This is a genomic window from Streptomyces sp. NPDC017943, from assembly GCF_044328425.1.
Classification (GTDB): Bacteria; Actinomycetota; Actinomycetes; order Streptomycetales; family Streptomycetaceae; genus Streptomyces; species Streptomyces djakartensis_A.
On the sequence record NZ_JBIRHH010000002.1, the window covers coordinates 818,790 to 843,412 of the forward strand.

The 24,623-nt window shown below is 74.1% G+C and carries 28 protein-coding genes and 2 tRNA genes; 17 read left to right on the forward strand and 13 right to left on the reverse strand.

Going from position 1 to position 24,623, the window contains the following annotated elements; genetic code table 11:
* Positions 1-109: 109 nt before the first annotated feature.
* Genes ACH4C6_RS08620 through ACH4C6_RS08640 form a run of 5 tightly spaced genes read left to right on the forward strand, consistent with a single transcriptional unit; the run spans position 110 to position 5,356 of the window.
* On the forward strand, positions 110-931 hold the full coding sequence (locus ACH4C6_RS08620) for a glycosyltransferase family 2 protein (protein WP_398107774.1): 822 nt from the start codon (positions 110-112) through the stop codon (positions 929-931).
* A complete protein-coding gene (locus ACH4C6_RS08625) occupies positions 928-2,181 on the forward strand; it encodes a glycosyltransferase (protein WP_398107775.1) in 1,254 nt (417 codons plus the stop codon). Before ACH4C6_RS08620 ends, ACH4C6_RS08625 begins: the two co-directional genes overlap by 4 nt.
* Positions 2,182-2,191: 10 nt before the next feature.
* Positions 2,192-3,541 (forward strand): lipopolysaccharide biosynthesis protein, encoded by a 1,350-nt coding sequence (locus ACH4C6_RS08630; RefSeq protein WP_398107776.1) that lies wholly within the window; start codon positions 2,192-2,194, stop codon positions 3,539-3,541.
* 16 nt (positions 3,542-3,557) lie between these two features.
* Positions 3,558-4,535, forward strand: a complete 978-nt coding sequence (locus ACH4C6_RS08635) for a glycosyltransferase family 2 protein (RefSeq protein ID WP_398107777.1) — start codon at positions 3,558-3,560, stop codon at positions 4,533-4,535.
* Entirely contained in the window at positions 4,532-5,356 is an 825-nt protein-coding gene (locus ACH4C6_RS08640; RefSeq protein WP_398107778.1) for a polysaccharide deacetylase family protein, read from the forward strand. Before ACH4C6_RS08635 ends, ACH4C6_RS08640 begins: the two co-directional genes overlap by 4 nt.
* A 7-nt stretch (positions 5,357-5,363) precedes the next feature.
* Here ACH4C6_RS08640 and ACH4C6_RS08645 read toward each other — a convergent pair whose 3' ends face one another.
* The 3 genes from ACH4C6_RS08645 to ACH4C6_RS08655 are packed head-to-tail and all read right to left on the reverse strand — an operon-like array spanning position 5,364 to position 8,472.
* Entirely contained in the window at positions 5,364-6,188 is an 825-nt protein-coding gene (locus tag ACH4C6_RS08645) for a family 16 glycosylhydrolase (protein WP_398107779.1), read from the reverse strand.
* A 5-nt stretch (positions 6,189-6,193) separates the two neighbouring features.
* Positions 6,194-6,649 carry a hypothetical protein gene (locus tag ACH4C6_RS08650; protein WP_398107780.1) on the reverse strand — a complete coding sequence of 152 codons (456 nt, stop codon included), beginning with the start codon at positions 6,647-6,649 and terminating at the stop codon, positions 6,194-6,196.
* Entirely contained in the window at positions 6,646-8,472 is a 1,827-nt protein-coding gene (locus ACH4C6_RS08655) for a glycosyltransferase (RefSeq protein WP_398107781.1), read from the reverse strand. Before ACH4C6_RS08655 ends, ACH4C6_RS08650 begins: the two co-directional genes overlap by 4 nt.
* A 179-nt stretch (positions 8,473-8,651) precedes the next feature.
* Between ACH4C6_RS08655 and ACH4C6_RS08660 the strand changes: the two genes are divergently transcribed.
* Positions 8,652-9,536 (forward strand): alkaline phosphatase family protein, encoded by an 885-nt coding sequence (locus tag ACH4C6_RS08660; protein WP_398107782.1) that lies wholly within the window; start codon positions 8,652-8,654, stop codon positions 9,534-9,536.
* A gap of 9 nt (positions 9,537-9,545) precedes the next feature.
* Here ACH4C6_RS08660 and ACH4C6_RS08665 read toward each other — a convergent pair whose 3' ends face one another.
* Positions 9,546-10,628 (reverse strand): GNAT family N-acetyltransferase, encoded by a 1,083-nt coding sequence (locus ACH4C6_RS08665; protein ID WP_398107783.1) that lies wholly within the window; start codon positions 10,626-10,628, stop codon positions 9,546-9,548.
* Entirely contained in the window at positions 10,625-11,710 is a 1,086-nt protein-coding gene (locus ACH4C6_RS08670; protein ID WP_398107784.1) for a phosphotransferase family protein, read from the reverse strand. The genes ACH4C6_RS08665 and ACH4C6_RS08670 overlap by 4 nt, the downstream gene beginning before the upstream one ends.
* Before the next feature lie 166 nt (positions 11,711-11,876).
* Here ACH4C6_RS08670 and ACH4C6_RS08675 point away from each other — a divergent pair, with 166 nt between their 5' ends.
* Positions 11,877-12,665, forward strand: a complete 789-nt coding sequence (locus ACH4C6_RS08675) for a TetR/AcrR family transcriptional regulator (RefSeq protein WP_398107785.1) — start codon at positions 11,877-11,879, stop codon at positions 12,663-12,665.
* On the opposite strand, the gene ACH4C6_RS08680 is transcribed toward ACH4C6_RS08675, so the two are convergent.
* Together ACH4C6_RS08680 and ACH4C6_RS08685 are read right to left on the reverse strand one after the other, a co-directional pair.
* On the reverse strand, positions 12,619-13,455 hold the full coding sequence (locus tag ACH4C6_RS08680) for a DUF427 domain-containing protein (RefSeq protein WP_398107786.1): 837 nt from the start codon (positions 13,453-13,455) through the stop codon (positions 12,619-12,621). The genes ACH4C6_RS08675 and ACH4C6_RS08680 overlap by 47 nt on opposite strands.
* A gap of 197 nt (positions 13,456-13,652) precedes the next feature.
* Positions 13,653-13,726: transfer RNA gene (locus ACH4C6_RS08685), tRNA-Pro, on the reverse strand.
* Between the two features lie 98 nt (positions 13,727-13,824).
* Here ACH4C6_RS08685 and ACH4C6_RS08690 point away from each other — a divergent pair.
* Positions 13,825-14,364: a DUF309 domain-containing protein gene (locus ACH4C6_RS08690; RefSeq protein WP_398107787.1), complete on the forward strand. Its 540-nt coding sequence runs from the start codon at positions 13,825-13,827 to the stop codon at positions 14,362-14,364.
* A gap of 51 nt (positions 14,365-14,415) precedes the next feature.
* Here ACH4C6_RS08690 and ACH4C6_RS08695 read toward each other — a convergent pair whose 3' ends face one another.
* Complete coding sequence (locus tag ACH4C6_RS08695) at positions 14,416-15,189, reverse strand: sulfite exporter TauE/SafE family protein (protein WP_398107788.1); 774 nt, start codon at positions 15,187-15,189, stop codon at positions 14,416-14,418.
* 86 nt (positions 15,190-15,275) lie between these two features.
* Complete coding sequence (locus ACH4C6_RS08700) at positions 15,276-16,463, reverse strand: thiolase family protein (protein WP_398107789.1); 1,188 nt, start codon at positions 16,461-16,463, stop codon at positions 15,276-15,278.
* Positions 16,464-16,649: 186 nt separating this feature from the next.
* Here ACH4C6_RS08700 and ACH4C6_RS08705 point away from each other — a divergent pair, with 186 nt between their 5' ends.
* The 7 genes from ACH4C6_RS08705 (at position 16,650) to ACH4C6_RS08735 (ending at position 21,108) form a co-directional block, all read left to right on the forward strand.
* Positions 16,650-16,940: a WhiB family transcriptional regulator gene (locus ACH4C6_RS08705; RefSeq protein WP_398107790.1), complete on the forward strand. Its 291-nt coding sequence runs from the start codon at positions 16,650-16,652 to the stop codon at positions 16,938-16,940.
* Between the two features lie 16 nt (positions 16,941-16,956).
* A complete protein-coding gene (locus ACH4C6_RS08710) occupies positions 16,957-17,439 on the forward strand; it encodes a Dps family protein (RefSeq protein ID WP_398107791.1) in 483 nt (160 codons plus the stop codon).
* 62 nt (positions 17,440-17,501) lie between these two features.
* A complete protein-coding gene (locus ACH4C6_RS08715) occupies positions 17,502-17,846 on the forward strand; it encodes a DUF3140 domain-containing protein (protein ID WP_398107792.1) in 345 nt (114 codons plus the stop codon).
* A gap of 3 nt (positions 17,847-17,849) precedes the next feature.
* Positions 17,850-18,491 carry an endonuclease gene (locus tag ACH4C6_RS08720; RefSeq protein ID WP_398107793.1) on the forward strand — a complete coding sequence of 214 codons (642 nt, stop codon included), beginning with the start codon at positions 17,850-17,852 and terminating at the stop codon, positions 18,489-18,491.
* 186 nt (positions 18,492-18,677) lie between these two features.
* Positions 18,678-19,499, forward strand: coding sequence for a hypothetical protein (locus ACH4C6_RS08725; RefSeq protein ID WP_398107794.1), 822 nt, complete (start codon positions 18,678-18,680; stop codon positions 19,497-19,499).
* Positions 19,500-19,624: 125 nt separating this feature from the next.
* Entirely contained in the window at positions 19,625-20,437 is an 813-nt protein-coding gene (locus ACH4C6_RS08730) for an SAM-dependent methyltransferase (RefSeq protein ID WP_398107795.1), read from the forward strand.
* A gap of 143 nt (positions 20,438-20,580) precedes the next feature.
* On the forward strand, positions 20,581-21,108 hold the full coding sequence (locus ACH4C6_RS08735) for an NUDIX hydrolase family protein (protein WP_398107941.1): 528 nt from the start codon (positions 20,581-20,583) through the stop codon (positions 21,106-21,108).
* A gap of 90 nt (positions 21,109-21,198) precedes the next feature.
* Here ACH4C6_RS08735 and ACH4C6_RS08740 read toward each other — a convergent pair.
* Positions 21,199-21,272, reverse strand: a tRNA-Pro gene (locus ACH4C6_RS08740).
* Positions 21,273-21,408: 136 nt separating this feature from the next.
* Here ACH4C6_RS08740 and ACH4C6_RS08745 point away from each other — a divergent pair.
* Together ACH4C6_RS08745 and ACH4C6_RS08750 are read left to right on the forward strand one after the other, a co-directional pair.
* On the forward strand, positions 21,409-22,113 hold the full coding sequence (locus tag ACH4C6_RS08745) for a transketolase (RefSeq protein WP_398107796.1): 705 nt from the start codon (positions 21,409-21,411) through the stop codon (positions 22,111-22,113).
* Between the two features lie 66 nt (positions 22,114-22,179).
* Positions 22,180-23,091 carry a transketolase family protein gene (locus tag ACH4C6_RS08750; protein ID WP_398107797.1) on the forward strand — a complete coding sequence of 304 codons (912 nt, stop codon included), beginning with the start codon at positions 22,180-22,182 and terminating at the stop codon, positions 23,089-23,091.
* 12 nt (positions 23,092-23,103) lie between these two features.
* On the opposite strand, the gene ACH4C6_RS08755 is transcribed toward ACH4C6_RS08750, so the two are convergent.
* Genes ACH4C6_RS08755 through ACH4C6_RS08765 form a run of 3 tightly spaced genes read right to left on the reverse strand, consistent with a single transcriptional unit; the run spans position 23,104 to position 24,593 of the window.
* Positions 23,104-23,463 (reverse strand): MmcQ/YjbR family DNA-binding protein, encoded by a 360-nt coding sequence (locus ACH4C6_RS08755; RefSeq protein ID WP_398107798.1) that lies wholly within the window; start codon positions 23,461-23,463, stop codon positions 23,104-23,106.
* Positions 23,464-23,493: 30 nt separating this feature from the next.
* A complete protein-coding gene (locus ACH4C6_RS08760; protein ID WP_398107799.1) occupies positions 23,494-24,021 on the reverse strand; it encodes a GNAT family N-acetyltransferase in 528 nt (175 codons plus the stop codon).
* A complete protein-coding gene (locus tag ACH4C6_RS08765; protein ID WP_398107800.1) occupies positions 24,018-24,593 on the reverse strand; it encodes a helix-turn-helix domain-containing protein in 576 nt (191 codons plus the stop codon). The genes ACH4C6_RS08760 and ACH4C6_RS08765 overlap by 4 nt, the downstream gene beginning before the upstream one ends.
* Positions 24,594-24,623 lie beyond the last annotated feature (30 nt).

Below are 24,623 nucleotides of genomic sequence, written 5' to 3' on the forward strand. Positions count from 1 at the left end.
CGGCGCCGGCACCCTCTTGACCTGCGGGACAATTCGGGCAAGATGTACGTATACGTCGTAAATATATGGCGTCTCCGCAGGGACGCTTCACCGGGGAGACACCGGCATCATGAACCACTCGCATCACCTGACCGAGCACCCCAGCTGGACGTCGCAGGTCACCGGCAACGGCACGGCACGACCGGACCGTGCGGCCCATCCCCTGCGCCGGTCCGGGGACCGCCCCCCACCCCGTGCCACCGTGAGCCTGGTCGTCCCCGCCCGCAACGAGGCGCGCAACATCCCGTGGGTCTTCGAGCAGATACCGGACTGCGTCGACGAGGTCATCCTGGTCGACGGCGACTCCGCCGACGCCACGGTGCACATGGCGACCCGGTGCCTGCCGACCGTCCGCCACGTCGAGCAGAGCGGTCCGGGCAAGGGCAACGCCCTGCGCACCGGCTTCCTCGCCGCGACCGGTGACCACATCGTCATGATGGACGCGGACGGCAGCATGCTGCCCGGGGAGATCCCGCACTACCTGCACTTCCTCGACAACGGCTTCGACTTCGTCAAGGGCTCGCGGTTCATCGCGGGCGGCGGCTCCCTGGACATCACGCGCATCCGGCGTCTGGGCAACCAGGTCCTGCTCGCCGCCGTGAACCGCCTCTACGACGCGAAACTGACGGACCTGTGCTACGGCTTCTGCGCCTTCCGCCGGGACTTCCTCGACGACCTCGACCTGCACTCCTCGGGCTTCGAGATCGAGACGGAGATGATCGCCCACGCCCTGCGCTCGGGCCTGCGCATCGCCGAGGTCCCGAGCCTCGAACTCCCCCGCCGCAGCGGACGCTCCAACCTGCACGCCGTCTCGGACGGCCGACGGGTCCTGCGCACCCTGCTGTCGGAGCGGCCCGGGGCCCGCACCGCCGCGCGCGGGAACCCGGCGTGAGCGTCACCGGTCCCGCGGCGCCGGACGTCCGCCTCCCGGCGAGCGCTCCGGCCCAGGTCGTCGACGTCGACCTGGCGCGGCCGCACGAGTTCCGCCCGCCCGGACGGCCCGGGCTGATCCGCCCGGCGCCCCCGGTGCTCGCCCTGGTGCGGCTGCGCGGCCGACCGCTCGGCATGGTCCACGCCACCGGGGAGCGGGAGGACACCCCCGAGGAGCTGTGGCGCTCGCTGGCCGACATCGCCCGCCGGCGCTTCGTGCCGCCCGGGTCCGGTCCCCCCGCCCCGAGCACGTCCGTCCGGCCGTACGTCAGTGTCGTCGTCGCGACGCACGACCGGCCCGGGATGCTCCAGGACTGCCTCGACTCCGTGCTCCGGCAGGACTATCCGCGCTTCGAGGTGATCGTCGTGGACAACGCCCCGGCGGACGACGCGGCCGAGCGGCTGGTGCGCGGACACTACGCGGGCCGGGTCCGCTACCTGCGGGAACCGGTGCCGGGGCTGGCCCACGCGCACAACCGGGGCCTGGCCGGGGCCCACGGCGAGATCGTCGCCTTCACCGACGACGACACCCTGGCCGACCCGGGCTGGCTGGCCGCGCTCACCGGCGCCTTCACCGCCGACGAACGGATCGCCTGCGTCACCGGGCTGATCGTCCCGGCAGAGCTGGACACCGCGGCCCAGGTGGCCCTGGAGCGCCACGGCGGTTTCGCCAAGGGCTGGGCACCCCGCAGCTGGTCGCTGCGCCACCCACCGGACGATCCGCTGTTCCCCTTCACCGCGGGGCGCTTCGGCTCCGGCACCGACATGGCCTTCCGCGTCACCGCGCTGCGGGCGCTGGGCGGCTTCGACCCGGCGACCGGCACCGGCACTCCGGCACGCGGCGGCGACGACCTGCTCGCCTTCTTCCGGATCCTCACCGCGGGCCACACCCTGGCCTACCGGCCGGACGCCATCGTCTGGCACCGCCACCGGCGCACCCCCGACGCCCTGGACGCCCAGGCGTTCGGCTACGGAGCCGGGCTCGGCGCCTACCTCACCGGCGCCCTGGCCGGCGAGCCCCGCATGCTCCCGGCCCTGCTGCGCAGGCTCCCCCGGGGCGTGCGGTACGCCCTGGTCCAGGCCCGCCGCAAGGCCCGGGCGGACACCGCGCGTCCGCGCCGGCTCGCGCTGCTGGAGCTGCGGGGGCTGCTCTACGGGCCGGTCGGCTACCTGCGCAGCCGCCACCGCAACCGCGCCCACCGACCGCGCTGAGGAGGGAGCCGTGTACGCGTCCCAGCAGACGGCCGGCCCGCCCGGGTCCGCCGGCGCAACGGGCCGGGCGCGGTCGCTGACCGCCGTGGTGCGCACCGGCGTCGCCCGCGTCCTGCCCAGCGAACCGCTCGTGCGCAACGGCCACCTGCTCGCCGTCGGTTCGCTGGTGAACGCCGGAGTCGGCGCCATCTTCTGGCTGTTCGCGACGCACTGGTACGACGACGAGGTCGTGGGCGTGAGCTACTCCGCCCTGTCCGCCTCCCTGCTCCTGGCCAACATCGGCCAGCTCAACCTCAACGACTTCCTGATCCGGTTCCTGCCCTGCTCCGGCCGGCAGACCCGCAGACTGCTGCTCACCTGCTACGCGGTGACCGCCTCCTGGAGCGCCGTGGTCTGCCTCGTCTTCGTCCTGCTGGTGCCCGGCCTCGCGCCCGACCTGGCCTTCCTGCGCGACCCCCTGGTCGCCCTGTGGTTCGTGGCCGCGACCGCCGCGTACACCGTCTTCGTGCTGCAGGACGGCGCGCTGACGGCGATGCGCCGCCCCGGCTGGGTGGTCGCGGAGAACATGGTCTTCGCCGTCGTCAAGATCGCCCTGCTGGCCGGCGGGGCCGTCCTCGCCCTCACCAGCGGCATCCTGCTGTCCTGGGCGGGAGGACTGCTGGTCTCGCTGATCGTGGCCAACTACCTCCTGCTGCGGCGGGCGGTGCCGCGCCACGAGCGGGACAACCCCGAGGCCGTGCGCCCGCCGCGGCTGCTCAGCTACGCGGCCGCCGACTACACGGGCTCCCTGTTCCGCATGGCCGCCTACACCCTGGTGCCGCTGATGGTGCTCAACGCGCTCGGCGCCGAGCAGAGCGCCTACTTCTCGCTCGCGTGGATCATCGGCTACGTCCTGTTCCTGGTGGTGCGCAACATGGGCAGCTCGCTGGTCGTGGAGGCGGTGCGCCGCCCGGAGCGGCTCGCGGAGCACGGACTGCGCGTGCTGCGCCACTCCGGGACGCTGCTGGCCGCCGGGGTGGCCGTCATCGTCGCCGGAGCCCCGTGGATCCTGCGGCTGTTCGGCCCCGGCTACGCCGAGCACGGCACCACCCTGCTGCGCCTGCTGGCCCTGTCCGCGCTGCCCAACCTGGTCTTCAGCGTGGCCGTGGACGTCCTGCGCGCCCGGCGCCGGATGCGGCTGGTGGTGGGACTGCAGGTCGCCCTGTGCGTGCTGGTGCTGGGGCTGGTGCGGCTGCTGCTGCCGGTGTTCGGCGTGACGGGGGCCGGCCTCGCCTGGCTGGCGGCCGAGTGCCTGATCGCGGCACCGCTGCTGGTCCTGCGGTCCCGCTGGCTGGTCACCGCCTCCGCGAGCACGCCCTGACCCCCGGGAGGACCTCATGAACACCGCACCGACCCTCTCGGTCGTCGTGTGCGCGTACACGCTCGACCGCTGGGAGGACCTTCAGGCCGCGATCACCTCGGTCCATGCCCAGCGCCGCCCCCCGGAGGACGTCCTCCTGGTCGTGGACCACTGCCCGGCGCTCCAGCGGCTGGCCGGGCGCATGCTGCACGGCGTCCGCGTCCTGCCCAACGAGCAGCGCAAGGGCCTGTCCGGTGCCCGCAACACCGGCGTCGCGGCGGCCGTCGGGGACGTGGTGGCGTTCCTCGACGACGACGCGACGGCCCACCCCGCCTGGGCGGAGCGCCTCCTGGCCGCCTACCGCGATCCGCTGGTCGCCGGCGTGGGCGGGCTCGTCGTCCCCTGGTGGGAGACGGACCGTCCGCGCTGGTTCCCGCCGGAGTTCGACTGGGTGGTGGGCTGCTCCTACCGCGGGCTGCCCGAGGAGCGGGCACCGGTCCGCAACTTCATCGGGGCCAACATGTCCTTCCGCAGGGACGAACTCCTCGCGGCCGGCGGCTTCCGCACGGACCTGGGGCGGGTGGGCACCCGGCCTCTGGGCTGCGAGGAGACGGAGCTGTGCCTGCGCGTGACCGCCCGCCGTCCACAGGCCGTGCTGCTGCACGACCCCTCGGCTGCCGTGCGCCACCGCGTCCCCGCGGCTCGGGCCACGTGGTCGTACTTCCGGTCGCGCTGCTACGCCGAAGGCCTGTCCAAGGCGCTGGTGGCCCGGTACGGCGCCGGTTCCGCCGCCCTGTCCAGCGAGCGCGCGTACCTGGCCCGGACCCTTCCACGCGCGGTGCGCGACGCCCTGCGGCCGGGCCGGCCCCCGGCGGTGCGCACGCTCCTCGCCCTGGTGCTGGGCACGGGTGCCACCGCTCTCGGGTACGCCGTGGGGTCCGTGCGCGCCCGGTTCCCGGCCGGCCGCACCCCGGCCGCTCCCCTGCCCGTGCCCGTGGGCGGGAGGCCCGCATGAGGTGCCGGCCCGTCCCCGTGCTGCTGTACCACTCGGTGTGCACCGACCCGCCGGGCTGGATCGCCCCGTTCACCGTGAGCCCCCGCGTCTTCGCCGAACACCTCGACCTGCTGGCGGATTACGGCCTGGAGGTGGTCCCGCTGCGGCGACTGCTCGACGCGGTGCGGGGCGGCCCGCCCCTGCCGCCGCGCCCGGCCGTGCTGACCTTCGACGACGGGTTCGCCGACTTCCGCACCACCGTGGCCCCCCTGCTCTCCGCCCGCGGCCTGCCGGCGACGCTCTACGTCACCACCGGCGCCCTCGGCGGCCCCGCGCGGCCGGCGGGGCACGGCAGTCTGCTCCCGCCGGCGCCGATGCTGACCTGGCCGCACCTGCGCGAGCTGGACCGGCACTTCGAGATAGGCGGCCACACCGTCACCCACCCGCAACTGGACACCCTGCCCCGGAGCGCGGCGCGGCGGGAGATCGCCGGGTGCCGGGCCCGGCTGGAGGACGCGCTCGGCCACCGCGTGGACGCCTTCGCCTACCCCCACGGCTACTCCAGCCGCCCGGTCCGCCGGCTGGTGCGCGAGGCGGGCTGGACCTCGGCGGCGGCGGTCCGCGACGGCTTCAGCTCCTCCGCGGACGAACCGCTGCGCCTGGCGCGGCTCATGGTGCGCGCCGACACCCCCCGGGCCCGGTACCTGGACTGGGTGCGCGGTGAGGGCGCCCCGGTCGCGCCGTTCCCGGAGGGGCCCCGCACCCGGGTGTGGCGCGGCTACCGCAGGCTGCGGGCGGGCATCGACCGCCCCTACCCGTCCCTGCCGCCGGCGACGGCCTGACGGGCCGTCACCGTTGCCAGACGCGCACCCAGTCCACCGTCATACGGGCGGAGTCCACCGACCGCGGAGGTGACGCGGGCACGCCGACGGCGAGGTTGATCAGGACCTCCATGGGCACGTGCGGGACGCGTTCGGGTTCCGTCACCCGGAACCTGCGCACCCCGTCGACGTACCAGCTCACCTCGTCCGGGGTCCACAGCATGGCGAAGACGTGGTGCCCGTCCGGGAAGGCGACGGGTCCGTACCCCGCCCGGGCCCGCTGGTCGCCGTCCGGGCTGCGCCAGTGCACGTACATCATGACCCGGTCGGTGCGCTCGAGGAACTCCATGATGTCCAGCTCCGGCGGGGTGAACCTGGACGCCGGCATCATCCAGAACGCGGGGAACATGCCGCCCTCCGCGGGGATGCGGATGGACGCCTCGAAGTACCCGTAGGTGAAGACGTGCCGGGGTTCGGCGTACCAGTCGTCGCGGCCGGTCGAGATCATCCCCGAGCGCCAGGGGTAGGTCCGGTCGTCGCTGCCGCGGGTGGCGCGCCGCTCGGCGTTCAGGCTGAGCTGCCCGTCGCCGACGGAGACCTGTCCGGGCAGGTACCACTGCTCCTCGTCGTTGCCGCTGTTGGTGCACCCGTCCCGGTTCCAGTCGTAGCAGGTCGCCCAGCGGCCGGTGTCGAGCTCCGAGCCGTCGAACTCGTCACGGAACGTCAGTTTCCAGTCGCCCGGCACCGGTGCGGGCCTGCGGGGCTGCTCCCGGTCGGCGGCTGCGCATCCGGCGGTGAGCACGAGTGCCGCCGCCAGGGCGGCCAGGGCGGTGCGCAGCCGTTGCGCCGGCATGGGGGCTACCGCCGTTTCCCGGCCGGTGCGGCGTCACCGGTGCGGCCGTCCGGCGGCTCGGCGCCGGGTTCGGCCCGGCGGCGCCGGTCCGGGACGGGCAGCAGGGCCAGGAGGGTGGTGACGGCCGCCAGGGTGCTCAGGACCGGCGTCGTGCCGTAGGCCCCGCCGAGGTAGAACGGCACCACCACGAGGACGTCCAGGCACAGGCTGAGCACCACCGGCAGGAAGGCGCTCTCGACGGCGAACGGCCGTCCCCCCACGGGCCAGGGCGAGGGGCCCGACCAGCGCGTGGCCGCTGCCCCCGGGCACAGGAGCAGGAAGGCGCACACGACGATCAGGCGCGGGACGCTCGCGTCCGGCAGGAGGTGCGCCGCGGCCAGGGCGATCCAGCCGGACAGGGCCAGCCCGATGCGCAACGGCCGTGTCCGGCGCGGGGAGTGGCCGGTGAGGAGCGTGGTCATGACGACTCCGCGCGGTCGGGGTTCTGGTAGCGGTAGACCACCGCGTCCTTGTTGCGGAACACCGGCACGAAGCCCCAGGTGCCGGCCATGGCCGTGTCCATCCGCCGCATGGTGTCGGCGGGCAGGGTGCCGTTGAGGTAGCACTCCGCGGCCTGGGCGCGGCTGAGCACGATGTAGGCCGGTTCGCGCTCGGTGGCACCGTCGATGAACGGCTCCAGCCCCTCGATCGGATCCCTCACCAGCCGCCGGCGGACCGCGAGGTCCTGTTCGTTGAGCTGGACGCGCGGGTGCTGGTCGTAGTTCATCTCCAGGCCGGGCACGTCGGAGGTGAGCGAGACGATGAGGGAGCCCGGGGGCGTGGTGGCCGTGACGAAGCGGGTGGCCGCCACCTCGTCCTTCGTGAAGTAGTTGGCCGACTCCTTGCCGTAGTACCCGAAGAGCAGCCCGCCGAGCATCGCCAGGAGCACCGGGGCGACGGCGAACACGCGCAGCCGCGGGCGTCGCCGCGATTCGAACAGCAGCGCCGAGATGAGCAGCACGGCGGCCGGCAGCGCGAACAGATAGGCCCGGAAGATCATTTCGCCGCCGTAGGCGTTCGCCACCAGGACCGGCAGGGGAGCCAGGACGAGCAGCGGCAGCCCGGTGCGGCGGGTCCAGCGGCGCCGGACGAAGGCGATCGCCGCCAGCAGGAACACCGCGGCGGACAGGCCCCGGTCGATCCAGGAGACCTGCACCTGCCCGGGCGCGGCGGTGCCGAGCGCGGCGAGCCCGGAGACCACGTTGGAGTCCGGTTCCAGCAGCGCGCCCACGAACTCGCTGAGGTTGGCCGAGACGAAGGGCCGGGCCACGGTGGCGTCCCAGAGGAGGGTGAGCAGCACCCCGGCGCCCAGGACGGGCAGCAGCACGCGTCTGTTGCGCCGGGGCAGCGACAGGGCGACCAGCGCGCTGATCATCATGAGCGGGGTCAGCGGGTGGGAGCAGACGATCACCGCCATGATCAGCACGACGGCCAGGAACCTGCCGGGGGGCCAGGCCCGGGCCGTGGTGCCCGGGGGTCGTTCCGCCGAGGCCCGCAATTGGCTCATCAGCAGGGCGACGAGCGTGACGAAGAGCAGGAAGGCGAAGGCCTGGGGGGCGAAGTAGTCCTGCCCCACCCAGGAGCAGGAGTAGTAGATCCAGACGGCCCCCCAGATCAGCCTCCGGTCGGTGGTGACGGACCGGTAGATCAGGAGCAGCGGCGCGATCAGCAGGGCGTTGACCACGGGCGGCGCCCAGACCGCGTAGCCGAGTGCCGACTCCAGGCCGGTGGCCTGCACGACCAGGGCGTTGAGGTGGAAGAAGCCGGGCCACTGGTCGTAGACGTCCAGTTTCTCCGCGCCGGGCACGCTGCCGCCGTTGCGGATCATGGCGTCGACGACCGCGACGTGCTTCCACGCCCAGCCGTAGCGCAGGGTCGGGTAGAGCAGGGCCGGTGTGGCGTGCAGGATCGCGATCAGGGCGAGGACGTGGGCGAGGAACCAGCCGCTGTGGGTCCGCCGGTCCGACAGGGCCGCGCAGAAGCCGAGGACGAGCAGTCCGAGGGCGACCCAGAAGAGCACGGGCAGCACCTGCAGCAGGCCCAGGTCGGTCATGGCGCCGAGGTTCACGTGGCGCAGGGACAGCAGCCACAGCACGAGGGCGACGGGCAGGGGGGCCCGCGCCGCCCACTGCCGTGCCGCCGGCCGTCGCGCGGGCGGTCCGGCCGCCGTGTCGGGGGTCCGCCGCGTCTCCGGGACGGCACGCGGCGCCCACTGACCAGCCGTCAGCGGCGAACGCTTGCCCATGGAGATGCCTCCCGCACAGCGGGTGCGACGACCGGGCCGGGGAAGCACCCGCGCGGCGCTTCCTCATCGGCACACACCAGCGATCGATGCCGAGCGATATGCGGCATAAATGCTAAAAATTACGTTACTGCCCTTCAGTGCGAGTGGCAGCGCGAACGGGCGAGCGTCGAAGGAGCACCGTGACACCACGACTGGGGCCCCTGTCCCGGCCCCTGCACCGCCTGCGCGGGCACCTCGCCGCCTTTGCGGCCGCGGCCCTCCTCGTGCCGGTGGCGGCCTGCGGATCCTCGGGCGGGGACGACGGTGTCCCGCGGCCGGACCACGTCGTGGTGGTGGTCGAGGAGAACCGCGGCTACGAGGACGTCATCGGCTCCCCCGAGGCCCCGTTCATCAACGAGCTGGCCCGCAAGGGCGCCAACCTCACCGAGTTCTTCGCCATCACCCACCCCAGCCAGCCCAACTACCTGGCCCTGTTCTCCGGCTCCACCCAGGGCGTGGACGACGACTGCCCGAACGACTTCTCGTCCCGCAACCTCGCCTCCGAGCTGCTCCAGGCGGACCTCACCTTCGCCGGCTACGCCGAGAGCCTGCCCAGGACCGGCTTCCGGGGGTGCACCAGCGGCCCCTACGTCCGCCGGCACGCGCCGTGGGTCAACTTCACGAACCTGCCCGACTCGGTCAACCGCCCCTGGACCGATTTCCCCGAGGACTTCTCGAAGCTGCCCGACGTCTCGTTCGTGGTGCCGAACCTGGACAACGACATGCACGACGGCGGGGTCGAACGCGCCGACGCCTGGCTGCGCGAGAACCTCGGGGACTACGCGGAGTGGGCCATGACCCACAACAGCGTGCTGGTGGTCACCTGGGACGAGGACGAGGGCGGCGAGGACGAGGACAACCACATCCCGACCGTCGTCGTCGGCGAACGGGTCGAGCCCGGCGACCACGACCAGCCCAACAACCTGTACGGACTGCTGCGCACCCTCCTGGACGCCTTCGGCCTCGACGCGCTCGGTCACAGCGCGGAGGCCGAACCGCTGGACATCTGGAAGGGCGACGGCTGACCGGGGCTGTCAGGCGTCCTGGAAGCGGATCGCCCGCTTGACGGCGGTGCGCAGCCCCCGCTCGGCGGCGGAGACCGGCAGCCGCTCCCGCCAGTAGCGGGGCGAGGGCCGGCTCACCGCGCCGAACCCGGCCTTGAAGTGCTCCAGCGAGGAGCCCGGGGCCGACTCCCCCAGGTCGAAGACCCGGCACCCCTGCGCACACGCGTCCTCGACGGCCAGGCGGTACAGCAGCGGGGTGGCCCGGACCGGGTGTGCCACGTCCCGGTCCATGGCCGCCCGCCAGAACTTGGCGTGCGGGCCGTGCCGCAGCACCACGAGGGCGGCGGCGGGCTCACCGCGGTCCCAGGCGGCCCACAGGGAGCAGGCGGCGCCGAAGCGGGCGGCCACGGCGGCCAGCCGCTCCTCGGGGAACTCCCGCCGTCTGCGCAGGCGGGCCAGCGCCCGGGGCTCGTGCTGCTGCACGGCCCAGCGCTCGATGGACCGGTCGTACAGCTCCTGGAAGACCGGCACGAGCCGGCCGGACCGGTCCACCTCCACGTCGAGGTGTGCCTTCTCGGCGCGCTTGACGTCCCGCCGGACCCGCTGGTGGAAGCGGTCCCGCCAGACCGTGCCGAACCCGCCGTCGAGGTCGATCGCCTGGGTGGTGTGGGGTTCGAGCCGCAAGAGGCCGCGGGCGGCGCGGCCCCACAGCTCGGCTCCCTGCGGGCGCAGCCGCAGGCCGACCCGCAGGGCTGGGCGGCGGGCCAGGTCCTCGCACACCGCCCGCGCCTCGTCGGGGCCCACGCCCGCAGAGGCCACGGGCCCGCCGATCCCCCAGCCGGCCGGCCAGGACTCCTCCGCGTCCAGCCGGCGGGGACGCCTGCCCCGGCTGACGAGCGGCAGCACGATCCGGCCGCCGCCGGGGAACGTGTAGAGGCGGCTGGCGTCCCGGTGGGGTCCGGTCGCGCACAGGCAGTCGAGCCAGGTCGGCGTCTGGGTGACGGCGAGATCCGGGTCCCGCCCGGCCAGGTCCCACCACACCTCCCGGGGCGCCGGGGTCGTCACCTGCACGGGGCCGGCCGGGGTGGCGACGGCCGGCTCGGTCGGGTTCACGGCGTCCTCCCGGGAGGTCGTGGGCGCGGCGCCGCGGACCGGACCGGCGCTGCGCCGTCGGACGGGGGCACTTCGGCGAGGACGGCCACGACGTTGTCGGCGACCCAGCGGTGGCTGCGCCCGTACCGCTGCGACTTGTCCAGGTTCCCGGCCACGTGCCACAGCCAGGTCAGCAGCGCGGCGGCCGTCTCCGTCCGGGGTTCCGACGGCAGGGCCCGCACCCCCGCGAGCAGCCGCCGGTCGGCGGGCCGGAGGCAGGCGCGCCGCAGGACGTCGGCGACGACCGCGCCGAACTCCCGGCCGGCGAGCTGGTGCCGCAGGGTCAGCACGAACGTGTGGCAGTCCAGCAGCGCCGGGCCGTCCGGGACGGCACCCGCCCAGTCGATCACCCCGGACGGCGTCCCGCGGTCCGGCCGGAGCAGCAGGTTGCCGGGGTGGAAGTCACCGTGGGTCCACCCCACCAGCAGGCGGCGGCCGCTCAGTTCCCGCTCCAGCAGGTCGCGCACGGCCTCCAGGGCCCGCGCGCCCTGGCCGCTGCGGCACCAGCGCACCTCCCGGGCCAGGACGTCGAGCCGCGGTTCGACCCACTCGGCGGCCCGCCGTGTGACGTCCTCGGTGCGTCCGGTGGCCCGGTGCAGCGCGCTGATCGCCGCGAGGGCGGACTCGGCGACCCGGCGGGCCTGCCGCGGTGCGTGCCTCAGGTACGCGTCGGCCCCGGTCCCGGGCAGGCAGGACTCCACCACCAGCGGCAGCGGACCGTCCGGACGGTGTTCCTCCACGACCGGGAGCAGCCGCCGCCACGGCCCCAGGCGCTCGTCCTCGGCCAGGCGCCGCACGACCTCGCACTCGTGGGCCAGTGAGGCGGACGCGCGTGCGCTGCGGGGGTGTTTGACCACGGCCGTGCGATCCGGGCCGTCGAGGCGGAAGACGAGGAGGTCGGAGAAGGTCCGCCTTGGAAGGCTCGGCTCACCGGTGCCGAGCGAGTCCGCCAGCCTGCGGGCCGTCAGGGCGTCGGCGGGGCGCGTCACCACGGGGGCGGGGCGCAGGGGCAACAGCCCCCGCAGTTCCTCGGTCAACGTCACCCGGCACTCCCTTCCGCCAAGTGGCCGCGCATGCCCCGTGCCGCTAGTTCTCATCCTCGGCGCAGCTCGGTCGAGGTGCGACTCGGCCGCGATCGTGTATGTGTACGTCGTAGGAGTCGTCCCCCGTCCCGCCCGGGACGTCGCGTCCGCACACCGAGGAGGCAGCATGGCGAACGGCCGTGGGTCACGGGAGGCCCGGCGCGCCAGCGACCGCGGCCGCTACGGCCGGCTCAACCGGGAGCGCGTGCTGGCCAGCGCCCTGGTCCTGGTCGACCGTGAGGGCCTGTCCGCGCTCAGCATGCGCCGCCTCGGCACCGAGCTCGGTGTGGAGGCCATGGCCCTGTACCGGTACGCCCCCAGCAAGGACTCCCTGCTCGACGGCCTGGTCGAGGCGCTCTACCTGGAGCTGGAGGAACAGCTCGCCGCGGACGGGGACGCGGACGAGGACTGGCGGGCCGGTCTGCACCGCATCGCCCGCGCGACCTACGACGTGTGCCTCACCCACCCGCAGGCGGTGCCGCTGCTGTCCACGCGCCTGCTGGCCGTGCCGCTGGTGCGGCGGCCCCCCGCGGTGCTGCGGGACCACGAGCGGGTGCTGGCGCTGCTGCGCGGCGCCGGATTCGGGCCTCAGGCCGCGGCGGGCCTGTTCCGCGCCTTCACCGCCTGGCTGCTGGGCTACGTCTCGGTGGAGCTGCGCCCGGTGGTGGACAACCCGGACGAGACCGAACCGGCGTTCCGGCTCGGTCTGCACCGGCTGTCGCCCAGGGAACTGCCCACCCTGCGGGACACCGCGGCCGCGCTCGCCGAGCCCGGTGGCCCCGAGGGGCTCGCGGCCGGCCTCGACGCCTTGCTCGACGGCTTCGAGGACGACGTGGAGCACGGCCTCGAGGACGGCCTTGGGGACGGCCTCAAGGACGGCCCTGAGAACGGCTCCCCTCCCGCAGCATCCGGCTGAACGGCGTCGTGGGCCGCTCCAGCGGCTCACCGTCGAGCACGATGTCCACGACCTCGTTGAAGAAGGCCAGACGCCCGCGGACCGCCGCCACCGCGGGCAGCGGCTCGGCGTAGCTCCAGAGCACGTTCGGGGGTACGTCGCCCGCGCCGCGCCAGGTCCAGTAGGAGGCGGTGCCCTTGTAGGGGCAGCCGGTGCTGTGGTCCGTGGGCGCGAAGAGGTCGAGCCGGACGTCCTCGGGCGGCAGGTAGTAGCGGGTGGGCAGGGACGTCTCGAAGAGCAGGACCGGCGCGCGGCTGTCGGCGACGGTCTGCCCGCCGACCTCGATGCGCACGTGCCGGCTGCTCGGCAGGGCGTCGACGCGTTTGTGCGGGTCACGCGGGTGGACGAAGATCTCCTCGTCCTCCTCGTACCAGTGGTCGAGGCCGGTGTCGGTGCGCCGGAACCACTCGAAGGCGATGTGCCCGGACAGGTCGTCGGCGGGGAAGGTCCAGGCCGCGCCCGGCCGTACCGGCCCGTCGGCGTGCAGGTCGTAGAAGACCTGGGAGCCGGTGTGGCTGCCGGTGGGCGGGTGCAGGGCCGGGCGCAGGAGGTCGGTGCGGACGTCCTCGCGCGGGAAGGCGTACTGCGGCACGGGCAGGTGGGGCTCCCAGACGAGCACCGGGCGCCGGCTGTCGACGACGGTGGTGTCGCCCACGCGTCCGCGCACCCAGCGGTCGCTGGGCTCCCACAGCAGGCCCTCGGGGGTGGTCCTCATCGAGCGGGCGGCGGGGTGGGCCGGGTGGAGGGTCATGACCGGTGTGCTCCTTCCGGAGGTCCGGGCCCGGATTCCCGCGGCCTTCCGGAGCAGGGGCCCGTCTGTCTCCACGGTCCCACGGCGCGGGGAAACGGTCCCACGGCGCACGAAAGGCCCCACGGCGCACGGAAAAGGGCCCATGGCGCACAGAAAAGGCCCTCGCGGACATCCGCCCGCGAGGGCCTTCCACACCGTCGGGACGACAGGATTTGAACCTGCGACCCCTTGACCCCCAGTCAAGTGCGCTACCAAGCTGCGCCACGTCCCGGTGCGCGCCACCCGCCGAGACCGGCGTGATCGCGCGGACAGCACTTTACCCCACACCCCTGGCCGCGCCGAAAACGGGCCGCGCGGGACAATCGCCGTATGGGCAGCACAGGAGAGACGCACTCGGGCCCGACCGGCGGCGCACGGGACCGCGACGGCGAGGGGCGGGCCCGCAACGCCCGGCCCCGGGACGGTCTCGGGCGGCCCCTGCCGTACGGCAGCGAGGGGGTGCCCCGGCAGCCCGAGGGTGTGGTCCGCACGCCCGAGGAGACCGTCCGCGAGGCGCAGCGGCTGCTCGACGAGGGCAAGCCGTTCCACGCGCACGAGGTCTTCGAGGACGCCTGGAAGGCGGGGCCCGAGGAGGAGCGCGAGCTGTGGCGCGGGCTGGCCCAGCTGGCCGTGGGGCTCACGCACGCCGCACGCGGCAACCTCACGGGAGGGGCGCGGCTGCTGCGCCGTGGGGCGGGCGCGGCCGGGGCGTGGGTGTCCGGCTCGGGACAGCGGCGGCCGCACGGGATCGACGTCGGCGCAGTCGCCGCCTGGGCGCGGGAGCTGGCCGCCGAGGTGGAGCGCGAGGGCCGTTCCGTGGACGCGGCGGCCCGCGCGCCGCGGCTGCGGGGAGCGGACGGGGGCCGCTGATCCGCGGGGCGGTCCCGCGGTGCGGCGACGGCGGCCTGGCCGCTCGCGGGGTCAGCGCAGCAGCAGTTGCAGGCCGCCCACCACCGTCGCCGCGATGACCAGTTGCTCGAACAGCCGCTGGTCGATCCGGTGCACCGCCCACGTGCCCAGCAGCGCGCCCGGCACGACGAACAGCACGAGCGCCAGGTCCAGGAGCAGGGACCGGCCGTCGATCAGGCCGAGGCCGGCGCTGAAGGGCAGCTTGGAGACGTTGACGATGAGGAAGAAGAACGCGGAGGTGCCGAGGAAGCCGAGCTTGCGGAAGCCGGCGGACAGCAGGTACAGCGACATCACCGGGCCGCCCGCGTTGGCGACCATGGTGGTGAAGCCGCCCAGGACGCCGTAGGAGCGGGCCTTGAGGCGCCCGGCCCGGGTGGTGACCGGCTCCGGCTCCGCCCCGGTGTCGGCGGTGCGCCTGCGCCAGAGGGTCACGGCCGCCATCAGCAGCAGGATGGCGCCGATCGAGGTCCGTACGGCCGCGTCGTCCGCCCACAGCAGGAAGACGGTGCCGACGACGACACCGGCCGCGACCGCCGGGAACAACCGCCACAGCGTGGGCCAGTGCGCGTGCCGCCGGTAGGTGGCGACGGCGAGGAGGTCCCCCGCGATCAGCACCGGCAGCAGCACCCCGGTGGAGGCGCGTGCGGGCAGCACGGCCGCGAAGATCGCGAGGCTGACCGTGTTGGCCCCGCTGACGGCGGTCTTGGAGAAACCGACGAGCAGGGCCGCGAAGGCGAGGGCGGCGAACTCCCAGCCGGTGAGGTGCCAGAGCGTCATGGTGTTCATGCGAACACCGATGCTATGTGCACCGAGTCGACGGGGTCAGGGCCGTCTCGCCCGGTGGCCGCGCACCCGGGATGCGCGGGGCGCGGTCAATGGCGCTCGACGAGAACCGCGCTGCCCTGCCCCACGCCGACGCACATCGTCGCCAGGCCCCGCTCCGCGCCCGTGCGCCGCATCCGGTGCAGCAGGGTGGTCAGGATGCGGGCGCCCGAGCAGCCCAGGGGGTGGCCGAGGGCGATCGCGCCGCCGCTGGGGTTGACCAGCTCCGGGTCGATGCCGAGCTGGTCGACGCAGGCCAGGGCCTGGGCGGCGAACGCCTCGTTGAACTCGGCCTCCTGCAGGTCGCCGATGCTCCAGCCGGCGCGGGCGAGCACCTTGCGGGTGGCGGGGACCGGGCCGATGCCCATGACGTCGGGGTGGACCCCGGCGGAGGCGCCGGCGACGTAGCGGCCGAGGGACTCCAGGCCCAGATCGTTCAGGGCCTCCTCGCTGACCAGGAGGAGGCCGGCGGCGCCGTCGTTCATCGGTGAGGCGTTGCCCGCGGTGACCGTGCCGCCCTCACGGAAGACCGGCTTCAGCCGGGCCAGCTTCTCGGGCGAGGTGTCCTCGCGCACGCTCTCGTCGGCGTCGACCACGACCCCGTCGGGCCGCTCCACGGGCAGCAGTTCGTCGTCGAAGTGGCCGTTCTTGCGGGCCAGGGCGGCCAGCCGGTGGCTGCGCAGGGCGAAGTCGTCCTGGCGTTCGCGGGTGATCCCGTACCGGGTGGCGACCTCCTCGGCGGTCTCGCCCATGGCGAGCAGACCGTGCAGGTCGCGCATCGCGGGATTGACCAGGCGCCAGCCGAGGCGGGTGTCGGCGGTCTCCATGCGGTGCGGCAGGGCCTCGTCGGGGCGGGGCAGCACGAAGGGGGCGCGGCTCATCGACTCGGAGCCGCCCGCCACGACGATGTCGGCCTCGCCGGCGGCGATGGTGCGGGCGGCCGTGGTCACGGCCTCCAGGCCGGAGGCGCACAGGCGGTTGACGGTGGCGCCGGGCACCGACTCGGGCAGACCGGCGAGCAGGACGGCCATGCGGGCGACGTTGCGGTTGTCCTCGCCGGCCTGGTTGGCCGCGCCCCAGTAGACGTCGTCGATCCGGGCTGGGTCCAGCGCGGGGACGTCGGCGACCAGGGCGCGCACGACACCGGCGGCGAGGTCGTCGGGCCGGACCGCGGACAGGGAGCCGCGCAGCTTGCCGATGGGGGTGCGGCGGGCGGCCGCGAAGTGGACGGGACGCACGGGAGGACTCCTCACACCGCCGGTTAATTAGCACCGCTAGTTTCGGACTATAGCCCCTTGGCGGCCCCCTGTGAAGGATTCAGGGGTGAAGGGGGCGTCGGCACGGTGGTATCGCAGGCCACTCCACCGGCACCCCGCCTTCCGTATCCGCGTTTGCACCGGTGTGCCCGGGGCACCCGCGCGTCCATGGAGTGGTTGCGGAGCGCCGCCTGCGTGGACGAGGACCCCGAGCTGTTCTTTCCCGTGGGCACCGCCGGACCCGCCCTCCGGGACGTGTCGGCCGCCACGCGCGTCTGCGCGCGCTGCCGAGTCGCCGACGCCTGCCTGACCTATGCGCTGAGCAACGGCCGGGCCTCGGGCGTGTGGGGCGGCCCCTGCGAGGAGGAGCGGGACGCACTGCTCCGGACGACCCGAACGACGAGTACGACCCGAACGACGGGTACGACGCGAACGACAAGTTCGACGCGAACGACCTGAGAAGGAGAAGCACCCCATGACCCCTGTCAGGAGCACCCTGCCCGACGAGGCCCGCCGGGTCTCCTGCGAAGCCCTCCAGGACACCCTGGTGGATCTGCTCGGTCTGTCACTGATCGGGAAGCAGGCGCACTGGAACATCGTCGGACCGCGGTTCCGTTCCGTCCACCTCCAGCTCGACGAACTGGTCACGGCCGCACGGAACTTCGCCGACACGGTGGCCGAACGCTCCGCCGCCCTCGGGGTGCCGCCGGACGGCCGCCCGGAGACGGTCGCGAAGGCGTTCACGCTGCCGGCCCCGCAGGAGGGCTGGGTGCGCGACGCGGACGCCGTGCAGGTCATGGTCGACGCGCTGCAGGACGCCGTCACCCGGCTGCGCGAGCGCATCGACACGACCGAGAAGGCCGACCCGGTCACCCAGGACCTGCTCATCGCCGTCACCGCGGAACTGGAGAAGCAGCGCTGGATGTTCGTCGCGGAGAACGTCCCGGGCGAGAGCTGAGCCCGCCCGGACGCGCACGAAGCCCCGAGCAGGCACCGACACAGGCACGGAAGGGGCAGACGATGACCGACGCCCTCGAACTCGACGCGCTGTGGGAGGACTTCCACCGCGCCGTCAACATGACCTCGCAGGAACTCACCGCCTGGCTGCGGGTCCGGGACGCCGGCGAGGACACCGAGCCGCTGCCCGAGCAGGCGGGCACCGACACCGGGCAGCACGTCCTGGCGATCCTGCAGAAACGGCGCACGGACCTGACCGAGGACGACCTGCGGGTGATGCGGAAGGTCGTCGACACGGTCGACGAGCAGACCGATCCGGAGAACGAGCCCGAGCCCGAGGCGACGGAGGGCGACACCCGCCGCCGCCACCGGCTGATGACGCTCGGCCACGACCCGTCGAGGGCGTGAGCCGTGGAGCGGCAGGAGCGCGTCCTGCGCCGGCTGCTCGACGCCCACGGCCGGACCTACGCCGACGAGGCGGGGATCCGGCTGCGGGACACGCCCCAGCCGCTGTACCGGCTGCTGGTGCTGTCCCACCTGCTCAGCGCCCGCATCCGCGCGTCGGTCGCGACGGCCACCGCCCGTGCCCTGCACGAGGCGGGGCTGCGCGACCCGCGCCGGATGTCGGCGGCCTCCTGGCAGCAGCGCGTGGACGCGCTCGGCCGGGGCGGCTACCGGCGCTACGACGAGCGCACCGCCACCCAGCTCGGCGACGCCGCCGAGCTGCTGAACGACCGGTGGGGCGGGGACCTGCGGAAGCTGCGCCGGGAGGCCGACGGCGAGGTCGCCGAACTGCGGCGCCTGCTGCAGGAGTTCCCTGGCATGGGACCGGCCGGGGCGGACATCTTCCTGCGGGAGGCACAGGGCGTCTGGTCGGAACTCGCCCCCTTCCTGGACCCCAAGGCCCTCCAGGGCGCCGAACGGCTGGGTCTGCCGCTGGACTCCGAGCGCCTCGTCGCCCTGGCCGGGAACACCGGCGCGGACGTCCTCGCCGCCGCGCTGGTCCGCGCGGCGGTCGGCAAGGACGTGGCGGCGGACGCCCTCGGCGACTGAACCCTCCGCCCCCGCCGCGAGGCCCCCCCGCCCGGACGGGCGGTTCCCGGCCCGCTCCCGTCGCGGCGGCTCGCTGCCGCGGGAGCCCGGCCGTCCCGCTCACCCGAACGGTCCGACGCCGCTGGTGGGCCGCAGGTGCCGGTGGTGCGCTGGGGACACGCGCCACGTCCCCAGGAGGCACCCGCCATGACCCGTCGATCGCCCCGGCTCGCCCGCACCCTGACCATCGCCCTGGCGGCAGGCACCCTGCTGGCCACCGCCGCCTGCTCGGACGGCGGGGACACGGACGGCGGCACACGGGTCACCGGGGTCCGGGCCTCGCAGGTCGCCGGGGAGCGGCAGACCCCCTCCCCCACCGCCACCCTCAGCACCGACGGAGCCCGCACCGCGCTGATCACCGAGGCGGACATCGAGGACGACTGGACCCAGGTCAAGGACACCGAGGCGGAGAACTGGCACGACAACCTGCTCATCGGCAAGGTCGACGTCAACGACTTCGTCAGCGGCAAGAACCAGGCAGCCGACTGCCAGCGCCTGATGGACTCCCTCTTCGACGACGACCTGCTCGGCAGGCCCTCGGGCGCCTCCGCCCTGCGCGGCTTCACGCAGGGCGACTCCCGCCTGCTGTACCAGGTCGCGTCCTACGACCGCACCGACCCGCAGGACTCCCTGACGTGGATGTCGACCCTGCCGGACACGTGCGACCAGTTCACCGTCACCGACGGCGGCGACAAGCGCACCGTCCAGGTCGTCGAGACCTCGCTGCCCGGCGTCGGCGACGCCCGGCAGGGGCTGCGCGTGACCGTGCAGGGCGACAGCGGGGGCGAGCCCGCCACCCTCACCCTGGACGTCGCCGCCGTACGCGTGGGCGACGACGCGATCACCGTCACCGCGGGCGGTCTCGACGGGGACGAGAACGACTCCACCAAGCAGGCCGTCGAGCAGGGCACCCAGCGCCTGGAGGACGTCCTGGCCGGCAAGTCGCCCGCCGCGAGCCCCACGGACTAGCCTCCCCCCGGCCACCCCCTCCCTCGGCACCGCCCGCTGCGCCGATTCTCGGGACACCGTGATCATCGGCGCGGCACAATGGCGGCCATGACCGATCGGTCGTTCGTGCGAGGAGAGGACGAGTCGTGAGTGATGGCCACACCCCTTCGGGAGGATCGGCGCGGCTGAACACCGGTGTGGCGCACAACGCGCGCGTGTGGAACTACTGGATCGGCGGCAAGGACAACTACGAGGTCGACCAGCAGGTCGGCGAGCACGTCGCCGGCATGTTCCCGATCATCCGGGACATCGCCCGGGCGGACCGGGACTTCCTGGGCCGCGCCGTGTCGTTCCTGGCCGGCGAGGCCGGGGTACGGCAGTACCTCGACATCGGCACGGGTCTGCCGACCGCGGACAACACCCATGAGATCGCCCAGCGGATCGCCCCGGACTCCCGCATCGTCTACGTCGACAACGACCCCATCGTGCTGGTGCACGCCCGGACGCTGCTCACCGGCACGCGGGAGGGCGTCACCGCGTACATCGACGCCGACGTGCACGACCCGCAGGCCATCGTCGAACGGGCGGCGGACACCCTCGACTTCACGCGGCCGGTCGCCGTGATGATGCTGGGGATCCTCAACTTCGTCCTGGACGTCGACAAGGCCCGCGAGATCGTGCGCCGGGTGATGGCCGCCGTGCCCTCCGGCAGTCACCTGGTGCTGACCCACCCGACGTTCGACGAGGAGCTCGGCGGCGCCGGCCAGATCCCGGCGATGGAGTTCTGGAACGAGAACGCCACTCCCCCGATCACCGCGCGCAGCGGCGCGGACATCGCCGCGTTCTTCGAGGGTCTGGACCTGCTGGAGCCGGGGCTGGTGTCGTGCGGGCAGTGGCGGGCCGACCCCGGCGCGGCCGTGCTGGTGCCGCAGTACGGCGCGGTGGCCGTCAAACCCTGACGCCCGTGGCGGACCGCCGCGCGGCCGGCGGCTCCGCCGACAGCCGAAGGACGATTGAACGGGGGTGTGGACGGTCACAGTTCTCTGGGAGCTGCTCCCCAGGAAGTCCGAACGGCTGAAAGTATGATCAAGCGATGTCTGACATGACCGAAACCACGCCCGGCTGGCTGTCCTCCGACGAGCTGGAGATGGCGCGCGCCCGCATGCCGATCCTGTACGTCGAGGCCGTGCCCGTGCGTGTCGACGACAGCGGCGAAGTGACCAGTGTCGGCCTGCTGCTGCGCATAGGGCCCGACGGAACGGTCAGCCGGACGCTGGTCTCCGGCCGCGTGCTGCACCACGAGCGGGTCCGCGACGCGCTGCTGCGGCACCTGGAGAAGGACCTCGGTCCGGTCGCCCTGCCCCGCGTCCCGGCCTCGCTCCAGCCGTTCACGGTCGCGGAGTACTTCCCGACGCACGGCATCACGCCGTACCACGACCCGCGTCAGCATGCGGTGTCCCTCGCGTACATCGTGCCGGTGACGGGCGACTGCCGGCCCCGGCAGGACGCGCTGGACCTGGTGTGGTTCAGCCCGCAGGAGGCGCTGTCGCCGGCGGTGCAGAGCGAGATGCCGGGCGGCCACGGGGTGCTGCTGAAGCAGGCGCTGTCCCACGCGGGCTGCGTGATCTGACCTCGCGCGTGGCCGCCGCGGCCTGGCGGCGGCCACCCGCACGACGACCAGCGGGTCAGCCGATGCCGGCTGACCCGCTGGTCGATGCTGTCGGGACGACAGGATTTGAACCTGCGACCCCTTGACCCCCAGTCAAGTGCGCTACCAAGCTGCGCCACGTCCCGTTGCCCGTCTGACCTGGGGTTTCCCCCGGCCGAACGCGCAGGGAAACCATACCGCACTCGCGCCGGTGATCGCGCACCCGTTTTCGTCGTCCCGCCGCTTGACCTCGACCTTGCTCGAGGTTGCACGCTCGGGGACATGACACACGCGACACGGACCTCTCCGTACGGCTACGCCGACCTGCCGGGGCTGATGGCCCTGATGACCGGCGACGAGAAGCACGGACCGGCCGCCACCTCGACCCTGGACGTGCTGTGGGTGCTCTACGACCGGGTGCTGCGGGTCGACCCGCAGCGGATCTCGGACCCGGAGCGGGACCGGTTCCTGCTGTCGAAGGGCCACGGGCCGATGGCGTACTACGCCGTGCTGGCCGCCCGGGGCTTCCTGCCAGTGGAGTGGCTGGCGGACTTCGGCTCCTACCACTCCCCGCTCGGCCACCACCCCGACCGCACCCTGGTGCCGGGAGCCGAGATCGGCAGCGGCTCACTGGGACACGGGCTGCCGATCGCCGTCGGCACCGCGCTGGGGCTGCGCGCGCAGGGGCTGGACGCGCCGCGGGTGTGGACGCTCGTGGGCGACGCCGAGCTGGACGAGGGCAGCAACCACGAGGCGATCGCCTTCGCCGGTCCCGCCGGCCTGGAGCGACTGCACACCGTCGTCGTCGACAACGCCTCGGCGACCTACGCGCGGCCGGGCGGGATCGCCGCCCGCTTCGAGGCGGCCGGCTGGTCCGCGCTGACCGTCGACGGGCGCGACCACGAGGCCCTGCACGCCGCGTTCACCGCGCCGCACCCGGGCCGTCCGCACGCGGTCGTGGCCCGGGTCGAGCCGAAGACCGGCTGATCCGGCCGTCCGTCCACCCGGGCGGCCGACGCCGCCCCGACCTCTCCGAAAGGGAACCCCGACCCCATGGACACCATGCGTGACCGCTTCGCCCCTGTCGTCTCCCGGCTGCTCGAGGAGGACCCCCGGGTCGCCGTGGTCCTCGCCGAGATCGGTGTGAGCGGCTTCGAGGAGGCCGCCCGGCGCCACCCCGGCCGGGTGATCAACGTCGGCATCCGCGAGCAGCTGCTGATCGGCGCGGCCGCGGGCCTCGCGCTGACCGGGCTGCGCCCCGTGGTGCACACCTTCGCAAGCTTCCTCGTGGAGCGGCCCTTCGAGCAGGTCAAACTGGATCTCGGGCATCAGGACGCGGGCGCGGTCCTGGTGAGCGCGGCCGCCTCGTACGACTGGCCCGCCGGCGGCTACACGCACATGGCGCCGGGCGACGTGGCGCTGCTCGACACCCTCGACGGCTGGACCGTCCATGTGCCGGGCCACCCCGACGAGGCCGAGACGCTGCTGCGGCACGCCGTCGCCGCGGGCGACGACAAGGTCTACGTGCGGCTGTCGGTGCAGTCCGGCGAGCGGGCCCTGCCCGTCGACGGGGCGCGCCTCCTGACCGTCCGCGAGGGCCGCCGCGGTGTCGTGGTCGCCGTCGGGCCGATGCTCGACGCGGTGCTCGCCGCCACCGAGGGCCTCGACGTGACCGTGCTGTACGCGATCACCGTCCGCCCCTTCGACGCGGCCGCCCTGCGCCGGGCCACGGAGGCGGCCGGGACGGATGTCGTCCTGGTGGAGCCCTACCTGGCGGGCACGTCGTCGGCTGCCGTGAACGACGCGCTGTCGGCGGTGCCGCACCGGGTGCTGGGACTGGGGGTGGGACGCCGTGAACTGCGGCGGTACGGGCGGCTGGAGGAGCACGTCGCCGCGCACGGCCTGGACGCGGCCTCGCTCAGGGAGCGCATCGCGGCCTTCACCGGAGCGGCCGCCGCCGCGTGAGCCCCGAGGCGGTCATCCTCCCGCCGGGAGACCGAGCCGGGGGTGGGCCTCCAGGAGCCGGGTGGGGGCGGCCTGGCGCCAGGAGTCGGCCAGGATGTCCCGCAGTTCCTCCTCGCCCTCCAGCGCGTCGAGCCGGGCCCGCACCCAGGCGAACGACGACTCGTGGTCGGCGATCCAGAACTTGTCCGGCTCGGCGAGCACCAGTTCGTCCCGCTCCTCCTTGGGGCAGCGCACGGCGATCGAGGTCTCCTCCTCGGGCAGGGTGGCGAACATCTTGCCCGCGACCCGGAACGTGGGCATGTTCCAGGCGGCCTTCTCCGTCGTGTCCGGCAGGGACAGGGCGATCCGTCGTACGTCTTCGGCATCCGGCATGGCAGGCACCGTAGCGGCCGGCACTGACAGTCAGCCGGTGGGCGTGGGGGCCGTGAGCCGCTTGTAGTAGATCGTCGTCGGCCGCAGCACGCCCTCGGGGCTCGCCGCGTAGTCGGGGACCGTGCCCGCCGGGGTCCAGCCCGCGGAGCGGTACAGCCGCTCGGCGGGACTGCCGGTCTCGGTGTCCAGGTGCAGGAGCGTGACTCCGGCGGCGACGGCGGCGGTCTCGGCGGTGGCCAGGAGCCGGCGTCCCAGCCCCCGTCCGCGCGCCTCGCGGTGCACCATCAGCTTGACGAGTTCGGCCCGGTGGCGACTGTTGGGCTTGGCGGCGAAGGCGAGGCTCACGGTGCCGAGCACCCGGCCGCCGTCGTGCACCGTCCAGACGGCGAGCCGGCCCGCCGCCACGTCGGCGGCCCGCTCGCCCCACCAGGCGAGGGCCTCGGCGCGGCCGAGCGGGGCGAGGAACCCGATCGACGCCCCGCCGCGCACGGTGTCCGCCAGCAGGTCCGCCAGCCCTCCCGCGTGCCGGCGCACCCCGGTCGCGTCCAGACGCCTCACGGCCGCACCACCGCCAGCAGGTAGCGCACCCCGCCGGGTGCGGTGCACCGGAACCTGGTCGGTCCCCACACCCGCATCCGCAGGCAGTCACCGGTGGCCAGGTGGTGCTCGGCGCCCTCCACGGTGACGTCCAGGGTGCCGTCCAGGACCCAGACGTGCTGCTCCAGCCCAGCCACCGGGGGACGGTCGTAGGCGAGGTCGGAGCCGGCGGCGAGGCGGCCCTCGACGAGTTCGCCGCGCAGTGCCGGGTGCGGGGGCGAGACGGCCCGCCGGACGAAGCCGGAGGCCCGGTCCTGCCAGACGGGCTGGGCCCCGGCGCGGACCACGGGTGCGGGTTCTGCCTCGACCTCGCTGAGCAGCTGCGACATGGTCCGCCCGTAGACGGCGCACAGGCGGTTGAGCAGGGCGGCCGTGGGGCTGGTCTCGGCGCGCTCGGCCCGGGACAGGGTGGACCGGCTGACGCCGCTGCGCTCGGCCAGTTCGCCCAGGGACCAGCCCTGTGCGGCCCGCAGCTCGGCCAGGCGCGCGCCCAGCCGCACGTCCACGGGGTCCGCGTCGTCGTCGTTTCTCATATCCGGGACGGTATCCCTGATGTGAGACAG

Bases quoted from the DNA above. Each gene is read 5' to 3' on its own strand.
- ACH4C6_RS08645 (WP_398107779.1), bottom strand. From the start codon at position 6,188: ATGCCGGCGCAACGGCTGCGCACCGCCCTGGCCGCCCTGGCGGCGGCA.
- ACH4C6_RS08690 (WP_398107787.1), top strand. From the start codon at position 13,825: ATGGGCAGCACAGGAGAGACGCACTCGGGCCCGACCGGCGGCGCACGG.
- ACH4C6_RS08715 (WP_398107792.1), top strand. From the start codon at position 17,502: ATGACCGACGCCCTCGAACTCGACGCGCTGTGGGAGGACTTCCACCGC.
- ACH4C6_RS08675 (WP_398107785.1), top strand. From the start codon at position 11,877: ATGGCGAACGGCCGTGGGTCACGGGAGGCCCGGCGCGCCAGCGACCGC.
- ACH4C6_RS08620 (WP_398107774.1), top strand. From the start codon at position 110: ATGAACCACTCGCATCACCTGACCGAGCACCCCAGCTGGACGTCGCAG.
- ACH4C6_RS08750 (WP_398107797.1), top strand. From the start codon at position 22,180: ATGGACACCATGCGTGACCGCTTCGCCCCTGTCGTCTCCCGGCTGCTC.
- ACH4C6_RS08680 (WP_398107786.1), bottom strand. From the start codon at position 13,455: ATGACCCTCCACCCGGCCCACCCCGCCGCCCGCTCGATGAGGACCACC.
- ACH4C6_RS08650 (WP_398107780.1), bottom strand. From the start codon at position 6,649: ATGACCACGCTCCTCACCGGCCACTCCCCGCGCCGGACACGGCCGTTG.
- ACH4C6_RS08655 (WP_398107781.1), bottom strand. From the start codon at position 8,472: ATGGGCAAGCGTTCGCCGCTGACGGCTGGTCAGTGGGCGCCGCGTGCC.
- ACH4C6_RS08735 (WP_398107941.1), top strand. From the start codon at position 20,581: ATGACCGAAACCACGCCCGGCTGGCTGTCCTCCGACGAGCTGGAGATG.
- ACH4C6_RS08635 (WP_398107777.1), top strand. From the start codon at position 3,558: ATGAACACCGCACCGACCCTCTCGGTCGTCGTGTGCGCGTACACGCTC.
- ACH4C6_RS08695 (WP_398107788.1), bottom strand. From the start codon at position 15,189: ATGAACACCATGACGCTCTGGCACCTCACCGGCTGGGAGTTCGCCGCC.
- ACH4C6_RS08710 (WP_398107791.1), top strand. From the start codon at position 16,957: ATGACCCCTGTCAGGAGCACCCTGCCCGACGAGGCCCGCCGGGTCTCC.
- ACH4C6_RS08765 (WP_398107800.1), bottom strand. From the start codon at position 24,593: ATGAGAAACGACGACGACGCGGACCCCGTGGACGTGCGGCTGGGCGCG.
- ACH4C6_RS08755 (WP_398107798.1), bottom strand. From the start codon at position 23,463: ATGCCGGATGCCGAAGACGTACGACGGATCGCCCTGTCCCTGCCGGAC.
- ACH4C6_RS08725 (WP_398107794.1), top strand. From the start codon at position 18,678: ATGACCCGTCGATCGCCCCGGCTCGCCCGCACCCTGACCATCGCCCTG.
- ACH4C6_RS08745 (WP_398107796.1), top strand. From the start codon at position 21,409: ATGACACACGCGACACGGACCTCTCCGTACGGCTACGCCGACCTGCCG.
- ACH4C6_RS08640 (WP_398107778.1), top strand. From the start codon at position 4,532: ATGAGGTGCCGGCCCGTCCCCGTGCTGCTGTACCACTCGGTGTGCACC.
- ACH4C6_RS08705 (WP_398107790.1), top strand. From the start codon at position 16,650: ATGGAGTGGTTGCGGAGCGCCGCCTGCGTGGACGAGGACCCCGAGCTG.